The organism is Aeribacillus sp. FSL M8-0235, from assembly GCF_038000355.1.
Classification (GTDB): Bacteria; Bacillota; Bacilli; order Bacillales; family Aeribacillaceae; genus Aeribacillus; species Aeribacillus composti.
The window spans coordinates 1,990,211-2,006,312 of sequence record NZ_JBBOBW010000001.1 but is presented as its reverse complement, the minus strand read 5'-3'; the positions used below and the strand labels follow the sequence as shown (position 1 = coordinate 2,006,312).

14 protein-coding genes and 1 pseudogene are annotated in these 16,102 nt (G+C 38.5%); 12 read left to right on the top strand and 3 right to left on the bottom strand.

Annotated features, from left to right (window positions below):
• Window position 1: 1 nt before the first annotated feature.
• Both NSQ71_RS09675 and NSQ71_RS09670 read left to right on the top strand, forming a co-directional pair.
• Window positions 2-1,201 carry a CaiB/BaiF CoA transferase family protein gene (locus tag NSQ71_RS09675; protein WP_340733839.1) on the top strand — a complete coding sequence of 400 codons (1,200 nt, stop codon included), beginning with the start codon at window positions 2-4 and terminating at the stop codon, window positions 1,199-1,201.
• 308 nt (window positions 1,202-1,509) lie between these two features.
• Entirely contained in the window at window positions 1,510-2,355 is an 846-nt protein-coding gene (locus NSQ71_RS09670; RefSeq protein WP_066251589.1) for a hypothetical protein, read from the top strand.
• 161 nt (window positions 2,356-2,516) lie between these two features.
• On the opposite strand, the pseudogene NSQ71_RS09665 reads toward NSQ71_RS09670, so the two are convergent.
• Window positions 2,517-2,696, bottom strand: a pseudogene (locus tag NSQ71_RS09665) (energy-coupling factor ABC transporter permease); the annotation flags it as partial.
• A 519-nt stretch (window positions 2,697-3,215) separates the two neighbouring features.
• The gene (locus tag NSQ71_RS09660; RefSeq protein ID WP_339230637.1) at window positions 3,216-4,523 is read right to left on the bottom strand and encodes a cell wall-binding repeat-containing protein; all 1,308 of its coding nucleotides are present in this window, start codon (window positions 4,521-4,523) and stop codon (window positions 3,216-3,218) included.
• Window positions 4,524-4,823: 300 nt separating this feature from the next.
• On the opposite strand from NSQ71_RS09660, the gene NSQ71_RS09655 reads away from it, so the two are divergent.
• The 5 genes from NSQ71_RS09655 to NSQ71_RS09635 all read left to right on the top strand — a co-directional run bounded on the left by NSQ71_RS09655 (window position 4,824) and on the right by NSQ71_RS09635 (window position 10,117).
• The gene (locus NSQ71_RS09655) at window positions 4,824-6,194 is read left to right on the top strand and encodes a sensor histidine kinase (RefSeq protein ID WP_340733833.1); all 1,371 of its coding nucleotides are present in this window, start codon (window positions 4,824-4,826) and stop codon (window positions 6,192-6,194) included.
• 2 nt (window positions 6,195-6,196) lie between these two features.
• Entirely contained in the window at window positions 6,197-6,868 is a 672-nt protein-coding gene (locus NSQ71_RS09650; protein ID WP_339196321.1) for a response regulator transcription factor, read from the top strand.
• A gap of 228 nt (window positions 6,869-7,096) precedes the next feature.
• Window positions 7,097-8,557, top strand: a complete 1,461-nt coding sequence (locus NSQ71_RS09645) for an aldehyde dehydrogenase family protein (RefSeq protein ID WP_340733830.1) — start codon at window positions 7,097-7,099, stop codon at window positions 8,555-8,557.
• Between the two features lie 525 nt (window positions 8,558-9,082).
• Window positions 9,083-9,295: a hypothetical protein gene (locus NSQ71_RS09640; protein WP_066251603.1), complete on the top strand. Its 213-nt coding sequence runs from the start codon at window positions 9,083-9,085 to the stop codon at window positions 9,293-9,295.
• Between the two features lie 294 nt (window positions 9,296-9,589).
• Window positions 9,590-10,117 (top strand): nitroreductase family protein, encoded by a 528-nt coding sequence (locus NSQ71_RS09635; protein WP_066251605.1) that lies wholly within the window; start codon window positions 9,590-9,592, stop codon window positions 10,115-10,117.
• 79 nt (window positions 10,118-10,196) lie between these two features.
• Here the strand turns inward: NSQ71_RS09635 and NSQ71_RS09630 are convergent, their stop codons facing one another.
• Window positions 10,197-11,069 (bottom strand): LysR family transcriptional regulator, encoded by an 873-nt coding sequence (locus NSQ71_RS09630; protein WP_066251606.1) that lies wholly within the window; start codon window positions 11,067-11,069, stop codon window positions 10,197-10,199.
• A 144-nt stretch (window positions 11,070-11,213) separates the two neighbouring features.
• Here NSQ71_RS09630 and NSQ71_RS09625 point away from each other — a divergent pair, with 144 nt between their 5' ends.
• The 5 genes from NSQ71_RS09625 (at window position 11,214) to NSQ71_RS09605 (ending at window position 16,067) form a co-directional block, all read left to right on the top strand.
• Window positions 11,214-12,359, top strand: coding sequence for an AbrB family transcriptional regulator (locus NSQ71_RS09625; protein WP_066251609.1), 1,146 nt, complete (start codon window positions 11,214-11,216; stop codon window positions 12,357-12,359).
• Between the two features lie 92 nt (window positions 12,360-12,451).
• Complete coding sequence (locus NSQ71_RS09620; protein WP_066251612.1) at window positions 12,452-12,730, top strand: YciI family protein; 279 nt, start codon at window positions 12,452-12,454, stop codon at window positions 12,728-12,730.
• A 295-nt stretch (window positions 12,731-13,025) separates the two neighbouring features.
• On the top strand, window positions 13,026-13,979 hold the full coding sequence (locus tag NSQ71_RS09615) for an alpha/beta hydrolase (RefSeq protein ID WP_340733825.1): 954 nt from the start codon (window positions 13,026-13,028) through the stop codon (window positions 13,977-13,979).
• Window positions 13,976-14,518, top strand: a complete 543-nt coding sequence (locus NSQ71_RS09610; RefSeq protein ID WP_340733824.1) for a helix-turn-helix domain-containing protein — start codon at window positions 13,976-13,978, stop codon at window positions 14,516-14,518. Before NSQ71_RS09615 ends, NSQ71_RS09610 begins: the two co-directional genes overlap by 4 nt.
• A 301-nt stretch (window positions 14,519-14,819) precedes the next feature.
• Complete coding sequence (locus NSQ71_RS09605; RefSeq protein WP_066251614.1) at window positions 14,820-16,067, top strand: restriction endonuclease subunit S; 1,248 nt, start codon at window positions 14,820-14,822, stop codon at window positions 16,065-16,067.
• Window positions 16,068-16,102: the final 35 nt, after the last annotated feature.

Genomic DNA, 16,102 nt, shown 5'->3' with positions numbered 1-16,102 from the left:
CATGCTGCCACTTGCAGGAATTAAAATTATTGACTTAACGAGAATATTGAGCGGCCCTTTTTGCACAATGACATTAGCTGATTTAGGCGCCGAGGTGATAAAAATTGAAAGTCCACAAGGGGATGATACAAGGCAATGGGGTCCTCCGTTCATTAAAAATGAAAGTGCGTACTTTCTAAGTGTCAACCGCAATAAGAAAAGTGTTGTTTTAAATTTAAAAGATCCAAAAGGAAAAGAAATTTTACTGAAAATGGTAGAAGAAGCGGATGTTGTTGTTGAAAACTTTCGACCCGGCACATTAAAAAAGCTCGGAATTGATTATGACATCTTAAAGCAGCATAACCGCGGAGTCATTCTTGCTTCGATTTCCGGCTTCGGTCAAACAGGACCGTATTCAAAAAAGCCTGGCTATGATGTCCTGGCTCAAGGAATGGGCGGGTTAATGTCCGTTACAGGCGAACCAGACGGTACACCAGTTAAAGCTGGATATTCTTTGGCAGACATCGGAGCAGGAATGTGGGCAACAATCGGCATTCTGTCAGCACTTTGGGAAAGAGAGCGTTCAGGTCAAGGACAATGGATCGATGTCTCCTTGCTCGACACGATGGTTTCTTGGCAAACGTACCTTGCCGGCAACTATTTTGCGACAAACAATGATCCAAAGCCGCTGGGAGGAGCCCATCCGAATATTGTGCCTTACCAGGTTTTTGAAGCTTCGGACGGCCACTTTATTCTTGCAGTAGGAAATGACAGCCTTTGGAATTCGCTGGTTGACGTATTGGATGTGGAAGCTCTTAGAGACCGGAAATTTAAAACGAATCCGGACCGGGTTCAAAATAGAGATGAACTGATTTCCATACTTGAAGAAATATTTAAAAGAAAAACGAGAGATGAATGGGTTGACATGTTGGAATCTGCGAAAATTCCATGCGGACCGGTTAATAAGCTTTCGGACATTTTAAATGATACCCATATCAAGGAAAGGGAAATGGTCGTTGAAATGGAGCATCCTTCCCTCGGAATCTTAAAAATGCTTGGTGTACCTGTAAAATTATCGCGCACACCGGGCAGGATCAAAACGGTCCCTCCAGCTCAGGGGGAGCATAGTGAAACCGTTCTAAAGCAAATGGGTTATAGTAAAGAAGAGATAGAAACATTTATAAAAGAGGGGATTATTATCCCTCAACAAAAATGTGTATAATTCGATAAAATTCAGTCGACAATCGACTAAAAATATTTTAATAATTTGCTAGTTTTTTCAAGTAAAAAAACTTCCTCTGTTTTATTGTGTATGATGCTCGATCCAAAGCCTATTTTTTTGAAATTCATGAATATTAATATCCCTCATAACAATCGGAGTCCCGAAACAAACATTTGCTATCATACGAACTGAATTTTCCTGTAAATAGACAGAATAGAGTTTCCGGTTTGCCGGATCCGGTCCGCCTTTAAGTTTTACGGGCATTTTCCTTCAGGTTGAAAGATTTTTAAGAAAGGGGTATTCACCCAATGCGCGTATTCGCTCTTGTTGGCCGCAGCGGCACGGGAAAAAGCACCAGCGCACTTTCTTTTGCACATAGTAAAAACATACCGGCTATGATTGATGATGGATTGTTAATTTATAAAGGGCGAAAAGCTGCAGGGAGTTCAGCGAAATATGAAAAGAACTATATAACCGCTATTAAACGGGCTGTCTTTTTTTATGAGGATCACCGAAAAGAAGTCCAAAATGCTATTAAAGCACTTGATATTCATTCGCTTCTTATTATTGGTACGTCTACAAAAATGGTTGATCAAATTGCGGAAACATTGCAATTAGGAAAAATCACCAAATATTACAAAATTGAAGAAATTAGATCGTCAAAGGAAATCAACATGGCATTATATGTGAGAAAAACAGAGGGGAAACATATTATTCCGATTCCATATGTACAAGTCGAACAAAATATTTTAAAGAAGATCATTATGAAGGGAAAGAAAATTTTTTCTACCCAAAAAGAAGAGATTGGTGAAACAACGATTATCAGACCACGGTTTCATCAAGGAACCATCCACATTTCTGAACACGTTTTAAAACAAATCATTTCCCATGCCTGCACTTCGGTAGAAGCAGTGAAAAAATGCCATCGGATAGATATTGCATTAAACGAGCTGCCGAATATAAAAATCACCCTCACCATATTTTATCCATTAGATGAAGCATTACCCGTCATCGCAGAAAAGATTCAACAAAAAGTTGCTGAAGATTTTTTAAAGTTTTTAAATATAGAGTTAAATAGCATTACTATTCATATCAGTAAATTGTCGATGGAACACTCTTATACTGCATCAATGATCCGGACTGCGCGTATATGATTTGGGCTGATAAGTTATGCAAAATTAGGTAATCGTAGCTGAGCAAAGGGGTGCCATATGATCAAAAAGTCAGTCATTATTATAAAAATGGCAAATGTAAAAGAACGGATTATACAGTAAAAGGCATATTGAAAAAATAAATTCATATAGAGCAAGTATTATATTTTTAATGCTGACAGCACAAATGCAAATGCTCCAGATAAACCTAGCATTATTTTGAATTCAGGATGCTCCTGAAGCTTCTTTTTAATAGAAAGTAAGCCTATAATTAAAGAAGGTAAAGTAACCCCCCACCAAAATAAAGCCCATTCAATCGGCAGAAAACCTTCCATAATATGCATGGCGATGGCCTGTTCCGGGATAAAAACGAATAGAAATGATTGGGAGCTTCCTTTTCGGCCCAACAGCGATGAGTGTTGTTGGATTTATTGTTCTCTTTTTCCAATCATTATTTACACAAATTTATCTCTTGTTAATCCGCCATTTTCAAACATTTTTAGCTGATTGAAAACGCCAGTTTATTCATCGTGAAGAATACTCAAAGTTTTCAATAAATAGGGAAATATACAATTAACAACAGATGATGTGTCTAGTACGATTCTTGGTTTTGCACTTTTTGTTATTTTGGAAAATGAAAAAAATTGACTTTGTCCTCAGGGATAGAAAGAATATAAAACGCCTCAAACTAATTCGTGGGCACAAATAAATCTTTGAGTATCTTCGGGACAGATAGAATATAAAACTCCTCAAACAGCAGGAAGCTAAATGGAAGCGATCTTTCACACTTACCATATGAAGCTGTTTATTTACTTTAAAAAGATTAGGAAAACCGGGCGTTCAATTTTTACGCCCGGTTTTCCTTAATGCCCACCATGCCCGTGTCCGTCTTCCTGAGCAATTTCAAGCTTGTCATCTAGAATTCCTTGTGTTTGAAAGGAAATTTGTTTTTGATCTCCGATGATAAAACCATGATTGTAAGGACCTGTTGTCGGGTCATCTTGAAAGGTTGGCTTGATGCTTGCCAAGAAATCATATGTTTCTTGTTGAAGCTGTCCTTTGTTTAACCAAATCATCGGTGCATGTTTGCCGAGATGTGAAAACGGCGCGGCAGCTAAAGCAAGCTCTGGTGAATCTGTTGAAATAAAAGAAACACCATGGCCCGGTTCCGTTATACCCCATCCGAATTGAGTGTCTTTATCTTTAAATTTGGCAAATTCAATCGAAGTGGTTACAGGGTCATTTCCAGCTATTCGATGAACAGTCCCGTATTCTTTCAATTGATTTTCTACATCTTTAGAAATAACCTTCTCTGGTCCTAAAATATAAATGTTTGCTTTCTTGTTCCGTTTCTTAAGCGCATCTTTCGTTTCTTTAGGAAGCTCGTGTTCAGATGCAAACAGTATAGGCTCAGGCATATGGGAAATCCAATTAACGGCTGGTATGGAATATAGTTTATGTTGATCCTCTGAAGAAACGATGATCACGCTTTCTGGATAGCCTTCGGATACTTCTGCATAAGCTTGATCGACATTCCTTGCGAATTCTGCGGGATTTTTTCCTTTGATCTGTTCTATTTTATAACCTGACAACTGGTTGATGACATTGTTTGAAACATCTCCTAACACAACAATTTGAGTGCCGTTCCGGTTCCCAGTTGGATTTAACCGTTTGATTTCACTCAACACTTTATCGGGAATGTTATCTTGATGAATCAGTAAGATCGGGCCGTTATTTGGATGATGGATTAAGTCAGCTCCGGCTAATGTTGTTTGCCATTGACCAACAGGAGACAGAATAGCGGCTCCGGGTTGATTTTCTTTATGTGTGGCAGGCCAAATGGTTTGGGATACGTAAATGGATGCACGAATTGGATCGGCAACAGGAATTCTCGTTATATTTTTCGTGTTTTGAACAATTAAGCTTTCCTCAGCATTTGGATTGAATTGTGCAGGCGCTTTGGAAAAGGCTTGATTTTTTGTGCTCTGAGTGTCTTTTCCGTTATGTTTGGCATGATCATTCATATTTTTGTGGTCCATTTTTTCATGATTCATGCCTTCTGTATGTTCTCCTGTATGGTCGTTGCTGCTTCCGTTGGAACATGATGCAGAAAAGAGCATGAAAGCTGTTAAAACGGTAAGAAAAATCAGCAGCTTACTATTTTTTTTCATTCTGATTCCTCCTCCTAACATTTTCTTTGCATCTGTTTTATCAAAAAAATGTGCAAAAATGATGGAGACGGTCCCTTTTTGATCCTGTAAATTTTTTTATGCGAAAATTATTTACTCGCCAAAAGGTGTGCCCGCATTTGGCATCCGCTCGCTGTTTTAAAGTTCGGACGGGGGAGAACAGATAAGCGTTGGATGAAAATGATATAATGAAAAAATGAGAACAGAACGTTCGGTTAAAGGCGGCGAAGAGCTTTCCTTTTTGAAGAGGAAGCTAGTTGGCTGATAAGGAAGGGACAAAAAGTGAAAAAAATTTCGTTTAAATTAGGACTGCTATTTTTCGTGTTTGTTTTGGGAGTCGAAATCATTTTATTTGTCTCATTGTACATAACTTTGGTCAATTCAAGAATTGAGGAGGAGTTTGAGCATCTATTGGCGAGAGGGAATAACCATCGCGATGTGCTGGAAAAAAACTTTGACCATTCCACGCTGGAGCATGTGACGATGATGGAATCGGAAGCGGTGACGGATGTAGTGATTACAAATGAGAAAGGCGATATATTGTATTATTCCGATGACATATTGCCTTTTGCCAAAAAAATTGTAAATACAATGGACAGAACGATTCCGCATGACGGAATAATCGTGCAAAGAAATTGGCAAAAAGAGTCGCATATAGCGACAGTAAGCCCGATACGTATTGACGGCAAGATCAAAGGGTATGTCTATATGTTTCAAAATACCGATGCTATTCAAAAAATGATCTATAAGTTAAAGCATCATTTCGTTTTGGTTGGATTTCTTTCGGTATTTTTAACCATTTTGACGATCGCTTTTTTATCAAAAGTGATAACAAATCCTCTTATTCGTATGAAACAGGCAACCGAAAAATTGAGCAAAGGCGATTTTTCTGTTCGCTTGCAAGTGAAAGGTGAGGACGAATTGGCGGAGCTGGGGGAAGCGATTCAAACATTGGCGAGAGATTTGGAATATTTAAAAAAAGAAAGAAAAGAATTTCTTGCCAGCATTTCTCATGAGCTCCGAACCCCTCTTACATATGTAAAAGGGTATGCAGATATCGCAAGAAGGCCAAATCTAAAAGAAGAGGAGAGAAACCGCTATTTGTCCATTATTTATGAAGAAGCGGAGAATATGCAAAAGCTTGTAAAGGAACTGTTTGAATTAGCAAAGATGGATCAACATTCATTTCAAATCCATAAGGAACCGACCAACTTGTGTGATTTCTTAAAGAAATTACATGACAAAATGCTACCTGCGTTTCATGAGAAAACCATGTCACTTATCTATAAATGTGAAAAAAACATTACCGTCCAAATTGACCAAAAGCGATTTGAGCAGGTGATGATCAATTTGTTGGACAATGCTTTAAAATATTCCGATGAAGGCTCAGTTGTATCGATTGAAGCAAGAGCGGAGAAAAACAGCATAGTGATCATTGTTTCAGACGATGGAATCGGAATTCCAGAGGAAGATTTGCATCATATTTTTGAACGATTTTACCGAGTGGATAAATCAAGATCAAGAACAAGCGGCGGTACTGGTCTCGGATTGGCCATTGTTAAGGAGATCGTCGAAGCGCACGGAGGAACGGTTTACGCCGCCAGTGAATACGGAAAAGGAACAAACGTTGTTATCACGCTGCCGGAGGTATAAGGATGTACACGATTTTGCTCGTTGATGATGAAAGAAAAATGTTGGACTTGCTGGAGCTTTATCTTTCCCCTCAAGGATATCATTGCGTCAAGTGCGAATCAGGATTATCAGCCATCCGATATTTAGAAAACAACAAAGCTGAACTTGTCCTTCTCGATATTATGATGGCGGAAATGGATGGCTGGGAAACCTGCCGGAAAATAAGAGAATTTTCAAACGTTCCTATTATAATGGTAACAGCAAGAGACCAAACATTCGACATTGTTAAAGGCCTCAAACTCGGTGCGGACGACTATATAACAAAACCGTTTGACGAAGCTGAACTGCTTGCTCGCATCGAAGCGGTGCTGCGTCGTTCCGCAGGAAAGCGTTCAATTATTGATGTTCAAGGATTGGTGTGGGATCAAGAAGAACATAAAGTCCATTTTCAAAACGAAGACATATTATTAACGCCGAAAGAATTCGATATTTTAGGGCTGCTTTTAAAGCACCCGAACAGAGCGTTCAGCAGGGAAGAAATCATTTTATCCTTATGGGGATACGATGCTGAAACTGAGGAGCGCACCATCGACTCTCATGTAAAAAATATCCGCGAAAAACTGAGACAAGCCGGTTTTCCGATCGATCAATTCCTTCGCACTGTTTGGGGAGTAGGGTATAGATGGGGAAAATAGCTGTATTGCCGGATTAGCTTTTTTTAATGCTGATACGGCAAGAGTGCATACATCTTTTATATTTGTTAATAGGCAGATGAGAGCCAGCTTATGTCTGGCTCTTTTTTATGTTTTGGAACCAATTTACAGATCATCTGTCATTTGCTTTCCGACCTTTAGCAAGAATAATTTTGTTCGAACTGTAAAAAACTACCCACAAATAAATGAATTAAAAAAGGGGTAAGTTATATGGAGCGCTTTGAGGAATTGAACAAAAATTATATAAATGGTGAATGGGTCGAAGGATTAAGTGAAAGAAAATATGAAAATTTGAATCCATATGATGGAACTGTCATTCAAACGATTCAACTGGCGACTTCACAACAACTTGAACAGGCATTTTTAAACGCAAAGGAAGCTCAAAAAGAATGGGGAAAAACATCGTCAGAAGAACGAGAAGAAGTGCTGCGGAAAACCGCGGAATTTTTTAAAAAAAATCGTGACGAAATCATAAAAGTGATCTCTCGTGAAACAGGCGGAAGCTTCATAAAGGCTAACGTTGAACTTGACTTGACGGTAGGGCTTGTGGAAGAAGCTGTGAAAATGGCCAAGAAATTAGATGAAGTGAGGGAAATTGAAGCCGATATAAAGGGGAAAGTGAATCGTGTTTATCGTCTTCCTTTAGGAGTTATAACATCCATCTCGCCTTTTAATTTTCCGATGAATTTATCCATTCGGACAATTGCTCCTGCTATTGCACTTGGAAACAGTGTCGTTCATAAACCTGATATTCAAACAGCCTTGACAGGAGGATCAATCATTGCGAGGGCATTTGAATATGCAGGACTGCCAAAAGGTGTTTTTCAATGTATTTTAACGGATATTGATGAAATTGGCGATGACATGCTCACTTCTCCGCATTCACAGCTTATTAGCTTTACTGGTTCAACGCCAGTTGGCAAGCATATCGGAAAAATTGCCGGCAGCATGCTGAAAAGGGTTGCCCTTGAACTAGGCGGAAATAACCCGTTCATTGTTCTGGCAGATGCAAATGTAGACCGTGCTGTTGATGCAGCTATTTTTGGAAAGTTTATACATCAAGGTCAAATTTGTATGATTGTAAACAGAATTATTGTCCATAAAAATAAATATGATGAATTTGTACAAAAATTTGTGGAAAAAGCCAAATCGTTGCCTTACGGAGACCCGTCTGACCCGAAAACAATTATTGGACCGCTTATAAACGAAACACAAATTGAAAAAGCTTTAAATATTATAAATGAAGCAAAAAAAGAAGGAGCAAAAATTGCGTTGGAAGGGAAGCGTATCGGAAATATTTTAACTCCGACTGTATTTGTGGATGTTGATAACAACAGCAAGCTTGCTCAAACTGAGTTATTTTCACCAATTGCTACGATCATGAAAGCGGAATCAGACGATCATGCCATTGAAATGGCGAATAATACAGAATATGGTTTAAGCTCTGCGATTTTTACAGAGGATTTAAGTGAAGGTGAACAACTAGGACTTCAAATTGAAAGCGGAATGACTCATATCAATGATCAAACAGTCAACGACAGCCCGACAATTCCGTTTGGCGGAACAAAGTCGAGCGGAATGGGTAGATTCGGAAATCCTTGGGTAGTAGAAGAATTTACGATGACAAAATGGATTTCGATTCAAAAAGAATATCGAAAATATCCTTTTTAACAACATCCCGACCTGCCAAACAATAAGGGATTTTTGAACGAACAGTTAATGGTTAACTGAAAATGAATTTGTGTATCATTTTTGCTTGGCAAATAATCATGACGTTTCCAAACTCTTTCCCGCGATTTTTGGGAAAGTTTTTTTATGTTGTGCATTTTTAAAAATCTAGAAATGAGCAGGATGATCTTTTCTAATCTCGTGATATGAGCATAGATAGTTTTACTGTCACTATTTCTGCATCTTTTTAATATTCAATCCGGCTTCAAAAAACGATGAAGCGTGTGTCTCGTTATCTTAGGCAGCGATGGATTACGACTCAAGAAGCTTTCCAGCTTGTCGTTAAATATTTTCATTTATACTCTATTGGATAATAACGGGTGAATACTAGCTGCTTATTATCCGATTTCACTTTCAATCCGGCTTTAGCGTATTGTTCCAATTATTTTAATTATCATTGTTTAGAAATCTCTAATGTTCCAGTACCAACAAAAAAATGTTATTATTGGGTAAAAAGGAGAAACATGTATGTCAAAAGAATCTGTTTCAGCTTTAGGGTATATACTTATTTCTATTGTTTTGATAATTTCAATTTATTTGTTAATTGAACCCAATTCACTAGTGCCTGAAGCATATAAGCTGGCTGTTGATGGTTATGTAATTGCTAGAACTTTAGTAATTCTTTTTATCTTGTATTTAGTGTCAAAACTAGGATTTTTATTTATAAATAAAAAAAATTAACTTCAAACTGTGAAATAATTAAAAAGTAAAGTGAATGGCTCTGTCGGTATCATAAAGCTGCCATTATAGACAGCAGCATCTAAATAATAACGCTGTTCGTCCATTCCTATATTTTAATTTTTCGGAATGAAACTTCCTAAGTTTTGGCTAAAATGATTCTTTTGTTAATCCATATGAATCGATATAATGATTCCATATCATGTATTGAACAGGAGAGGGAAAAAATCGTTTATGAAAAGGTACATTCATACGAAATCAAAATAGGCGAAAAAATAGAAAGAAGGATGAAGGTGCATGAACGTTTTTGAAGCTATACAGAAAAGACGTGAAATGACAAAGTTTCTAGATCAGCCTATACCAAATGAACGGTTGGAGCAAATTTTAGAAGCAGCTTATTTAGCCCCTTCTGGGAACAATCTGCCTTCCAGGGAGTTTATACTTATAACAAATCGTGAAAAGCTTGATGAATTGGCAAACGCCACGCCTTTTGTTTCTTGGTTGAAAGAGGCGAAAGCGGCCATAGCCGTTACAGGCTGCCCGGAAGTGAGCAAATATTGGCTGCAGGACGCCTCGATCGCATGCGGTTTTATATGGCTGACTGCAACTGAATTAGGTTTAGGGGCTGCTTTTGGTGCGATATATCACTCACAGGATCAAGCAGAATCAAAAAAACGGGAAGACTTTGTCCGGACAGCCTTAAACATTCCATCAGACCGCCGCGTAGTTGCAATATTAGGTTTAGGTTATCCTGAAAAGGAACCGCCCGCAAAAGAAATGGTTCGGAAGGAATCTATTATTCATTATGAACGGTTTCAAACGTAATTACGTTTGCGGAAATTTTGAAAAACCTTTTTCCAAGCAACATATGTAAGGAAAAAGGTTATACGAGTGTCATAGCATTTTATGGAATTTTTTGAAAATCGAGCTTTTCCATAAACTCGACAAACGCTTTCACAAATTTCAGTTGGATCGATTCCTTGTGATAAAACATCCAAGTTTTTCTTAAAATGGGCTTCCCATTTTTCGATTTCAGATCGATTTTATAAATATCGTCGGCATCATCTAAAATCAAGCTTGGCAAAATAGCGTAACCTAATCCGTTCAACACCATTTTTTTGCACGTATCTGCTTTATCGACTTCGATGCTGATCAATGGTGGTTGGGAGTAATTCTCAAACCACCAATTGTCCACTGCCGTTTTTAGCAAGGGATCCATCCGGTAATCAATTCTCGGCAAATTTGGAAGCTCCCGGAGATCTATTTTGTCTTTAGAAGCAATACAAATGGATTCCTCAAATAGTAATCGTTTTTGATCGTTCCAGCTGTAAGCTCCTTTTACGAAAGCGACATGGACTTCGTGGCTGTGGATCAAATGGGCTATCTCGCTGCTCGAGCCTGTCAGGACCTTAAATTCAATGTCGGGATACTCGTTTTTAAAAAGCTTTAAAAGACCGGGAAGTTTATAATCTGTAAAGTAATTGGAAACCCCTAATCTTAATGTGCCGGTTACTCGGTTCTCCATGTTCACAACATTTTCTTTTATTTTTTGTATTTTCAGCAGCATTTGATTCGCACATTTCGCTAAATATTCTCCTTGCGGGGTAAATTCAACTCCCCGCCTTCCTCGATGAACAATCTGTACACCGAATTCCTTTTCAATTTGCTGAAGCCGGTTTGTTAAAGCTGGTTGAGAAATATATAAATTTTTTGCAGCTTTTGTAATGTTTTTTTCGTTGTAGAGAACTTTCAAAATAAGCCAGTCTCGATCATCCATCGTCATCACCTCTCTTTTTCCATCAATAATTTTTATAATCATGCATAGATTATTGATATTTTATTTATATCTAAAAAAAGTATACAATATGTTTGTAGCAAGTTCGAATGCCGCAAGATATTTTGTTTAGAAAGAAGGATTGAAATGATACGAACGAAAGGTTTCTTGCGCAATGTTTCGTTTATTTTATTCAGCAGTATTGGAGGATTGCTTTTATCTCTAACAGGCCTTTCCATCGGCTGGATGCTCGGAACATTGGTGATGGCAGGGGCTTTTTCATTTTGGAGCCATACCAATTCAACATCGTCCGATGACAAGTATGTTTTGCCCCGATTTTGGATGAATGCTGGGCAATTTATTTTGGCGATTGAATTAGGGCAAAAAATCAATTTAACGGTTATAGATATTTTTAGAGATCATTGGATGTCCATCATGACAATGCTTCTCTTGTCCATTGTTTTCTCGCTGCTGTCTGGACTCGTTTTGTGGAAGTTCAGTCATACAGATTTATTGACTAGTTTGTTCGGAACGGTGCCCGGGGGCTTGTCTGTTATACCAGGCATAGCAGAAGAAGTCGGGGGCAACATTGGTGTCGTCAGCATTATACAAACGATGCGGGTATTTTTAGTAGTGCTTGTGATCCCGTTTCTTGTTTCTTCATTTGCGGTCCATTCTGAGAAGCTTGAAGTTTCGAACAACCAATCAGCGTTCATTTTTCCTAGCTTGGAAATGGACGAAATGATTTGGACGGCAGTATTGGCACTAGGGGCATTGGCAGGGTATTACATTGGAAAGCGGCTGAAGTTCCCTGCACCTTGGCTCGTTGGCGGAATGCTTGGTGCTGCTAGTATTCAAGCAGCCGGCTCATCATTTGCAGGCCACAACTTGACTCCATGGTGGCCGAACATTTTGATCATAGCGGCGCAAGTTTTCATCGCTGCAAGCATCGGCTCGAAATTTCATAAAAAGATGTTTACAGGGCTAGGGAAAACAATGGCGGTTGCTTTATTCAGCACGATTGGTTTAATTCTTTCCTTGTTTATTTGCGCTTTTATTGTTTCAAAGCTGACTGGAATAACCTTTGTCACAGCAGTTCTTGCATTTGCGCCGGGCGGTATTACGGAGATGGCTACAACAGCCGCTGTACTTCATGAAGATTCAACATTTGTTGTGGTCGTTCAAGTACTGCGCATTGTGTTAGTATGCATCGCAGTACCTCCATTGATCAAACTGCTCCATCAAAGAAGATTGCGCAATAGAGCACATTCGCATGCAGCAAGAAATATTTGATTGACATTAGGAACTTAAGACATGAAGCTTTTCAAGACTGACAGCTTCAAGTAAAATGGTAAGCGATGAATCTAATAGAAAGAGTGGTTGAGATGAAATATTTTGTCGTATTATTGCCGATGAAAGATGAAGAAAAAAGCAAAGCGTTTCGGAATGATCACTTGAATTATTTAGAGCAGAAAGGAAAAGAAGGAAAAATATTTGCAAAAGGCAGATTTACCGACGGCACAGGCGGTATGGTGATTTATCGCGCCGGCTCTTTTGAAGAGGCCGAAAAGCTTGCGAAAGAAGATCCATATGTTGTGACTGGCGCTAGAGGGTATGAGATTCACGAATGGGAAATGGTCAGCGACGCAGTGCTCCCAAATTAAGATTTTGATAGGAAAGCCGTTGTAGAATGATAGAACATTTGCATCGGTGCTGTCCGTTAGTCTCTAAAATAAAGCCCTTAGAGAAAAAGAGCTGTTTTTCTCTAAGGGCTTTTGTATGTTTACGATTTTTCTCAAAAAAACAGTTCGCAGATGCCGACTGCTTTCAATATGCTGTGGGCTGAAGGCACAATTCTGATAACATTTATATGCAAAAAACAATCATCAGAATTTTCTTGACTTATTTGTTATTATTATCGATAATGATAATAATAACATAAATAAAGGAGAAATTAACATGATTGAACAATTTGTCAGCTTTCAAAGCTGCGGATATGAGTTAAAAGGAACATTATCCATGTTACAAAACAGCCAAAAGCCGGCTATTCTCATTCTTTCCGGTTCTGGTCCGTTGAATCGCGACGGCAATGATGCAAAAGGAAAATTCCAGTTGAATATATATAAGCAATTGGCATCATTTCTTACTTCTTTAGGATTTATCGTGTTGCGATATGATAAAAGGGGAGTTGGTGAAAGCGGCGGCGATTATTTATCTGCAGGAATGTGGGATTTCGTCCGGGATGCAGCTAGCGCTGTACAATTTTTAAAACAACATCCGCTTGTTGATGAAAATCGGATCATTGCCTTGGGGCACAGTGAAGGAACAACATTGGCAGTTGCTTTAAACACCTTGGAGAAAATGGATGGGCTCATTCTTCTCTCAGGGGCAGGGGAGAGGCTGGAAGAAGCTTTAACGAGACAGAGAAAGCTTGTGTATGAAGCTTTAAACAATGTAACAGGTTTAAAAGGAAAAATGATCCGCATGTTTAACATCGAGCAAAAAAACGAAAAAAAGTCGAATGCCCTTTTTGAAAAAATCATGCAATCTGATCAAGATGTGATCAAAGTTGGTTTTCAAAAAATAAATGCTAAATGGTTTCGGGAGCATTTGCAATACGATGTGCTCGAAGATTTGAAAAAAATAGAATGCCCTGTTTTGGCCATTACCGGTGACAAGGACGTTCAAGCTGATCCGGAAAAGCTCAACCGCCTCCCCGCTATAGTGAAAGGGGAGTTGGAATATTATATGATTCAAAATATGGATCATTTATTGAAAAAACAAGAAGATGAGATTAATATGTTGAAAATGAAAAAGAATTATATCAAAAATGCGGATCAACCGCTTCACGAAGAGCTTTGCGACCATTTGAAAAATTGGTTGAACAAACGGTACAATGAGGTGTTTTCATGATTGAATCAAAAGCTGCTTTAATCTTGCATCCGGTACGGATTCGGATCATTCAAACATTGATCGGAAAACGCTTGACTGTGCAGGAAATAATGGAGTTTCTGCCGGAAGTTCCGCAAGCATCCTTGTACAGACATTTAAAAAAACTTGAAGAAGCAAAGCTGATTGAAATCGTTGAGAAAAGAAAGATAAGGGGAACAATAGAAAAAGTTTATGCCTTGCCGGATGAAACGATTGGGCTCGAAGACAGCGATTTGCAGCATATAAGCAGAGATGAACATTTGAACATATTTATGAGATTTATCGCCAATATTTTAGCGGATTATGAGAGATATTTACGACAAGAACAAATCGATCTCCTAAAAGATGGGGTGGGATTTCGGCAGGTTCGCTTTTATGCAAGCGACGAAGAGTTTTTTCAATTTGCTGAAACTATCAACCGGGCGATGAAAAAGCTAATGGAAAACCAGCCTGCTCCTAACCGAAAAAAAAGAATTTTTACATCTATCATCATGCCGGAAGCAGAAGAAAAATTAAAATAGTGCAGTTTTTTTTATCCGCTTTGATTGGAAATGAAAAGCTAATCAATATGGATCAAAACAGGAGGATTATGTTCTGAACGAGCTATAACTAGAAAAATTGGGGAAGCGATCTGATTGTTGCTTCGGAATTGTCATGGGGCTGTCCAGAAAGTCAAAATCCACTGAAAACGAAACATCATAAGCATTGATATATCAACGGATCAACGTTTCTAAAACATTAAAGGGGCGTCTATAAGCCGGAAAATCGACTTATTAGACTGCCCCATAAAGTTTCAAAATTAATGCATGTGGAGGAATTTATGTGGCGAGCTGGAAGAAAGTTCGGCTTGGTGAGATTGTTCAAATAAATCCTGAATCATTAACGAAACAATTTCCCTTTCAAATGATCGATTACATCGATATTTCGTCTGTTGGAACAGGCGAACTGAGGGAGACATCGCAATATTTGATTCATGAAGCGCCCAGCAGAGCAAAAAGGCTGGTTCGAGCAGGCGATACAATTCTTTCGACCGTCCGTCCGAATCGAAGATCCTTTTTGTTTTTAAAAAATCCGAAAGAAAATCAAGTTGTATCGACCGGTTTTGCGGTTCTTCGGCCTACGGAGCATATTCATCCGAGGTATGTGTATTACCTTATTTCCAATCAATCTTTTACAGATTATTTAGTTTCTCAGGAACAGGGAGCTGCGTATCCGGCTGTCAGCATGGATTCTATTAAAAATGCGCTCGTATTGCTGCCGGACATGCGGACGCAAGAGAAGATTGCGGACATATTAGGAACAATTGATGATAAAATTGAACTGAATATCAAGATAAATAAAACGATCGATGAAACGATCATGACACTTTACAAATACTGGTTCATAGAGTTTGGGCCTTTTAAAGATAGAGGGTTCGAAATTTCTGAATTGGGAATGATTCCGAAAGGATGGAAGGCAGGAACATTAGGTGAAGTTATAGAATTACAAAATGGATATGCTTTTAAAAGCAAGGAATGGAAATGTGAAGGCATACCTGTAATAAAAATAAAAAATATTGTCCCGCCTTTCATCAACAAAGAAGATGCAGCATATGTAGATCCATCTTTATTCCATCGATTAGATCGTTTCAAAATTACACAAGGAGATCTGCTCATTGGGCTAACAGGCGCTGAAATCGGGAAATGCGGCATTTACTATTTTGAAGAACCCGCATTATTAAATCAACGTGTCGGCAAATTTTATTCTAGCGTGCACGAAATGAATACATTGCCATTTGTCTATGCCATAACTAAATTGCCGGATTTCCGCCAAAAAATTTTAGATCGGTCTACTGGATCTGCACAGCCGAATGTCAGCGCGGATGAGATAAAAAAAATGAAAATTGTGCTTCCGCCGGATGATATTTTAAAAAAATTTATACGTTTCACCAGCAATTATTATGCGATGATGATACAAAATGCCAATGAAAATGACCGGCTCAAAAAATTGCAAAACGCTTTGCTGCCCCGGCTTTTATCAGGGGAGATGGATGTATTAGATGCTGAAAAGCATGTTGCTAACATGCTGTAAAATGATAAATAAGTTCCAAAAGAGGGGGATTGTTC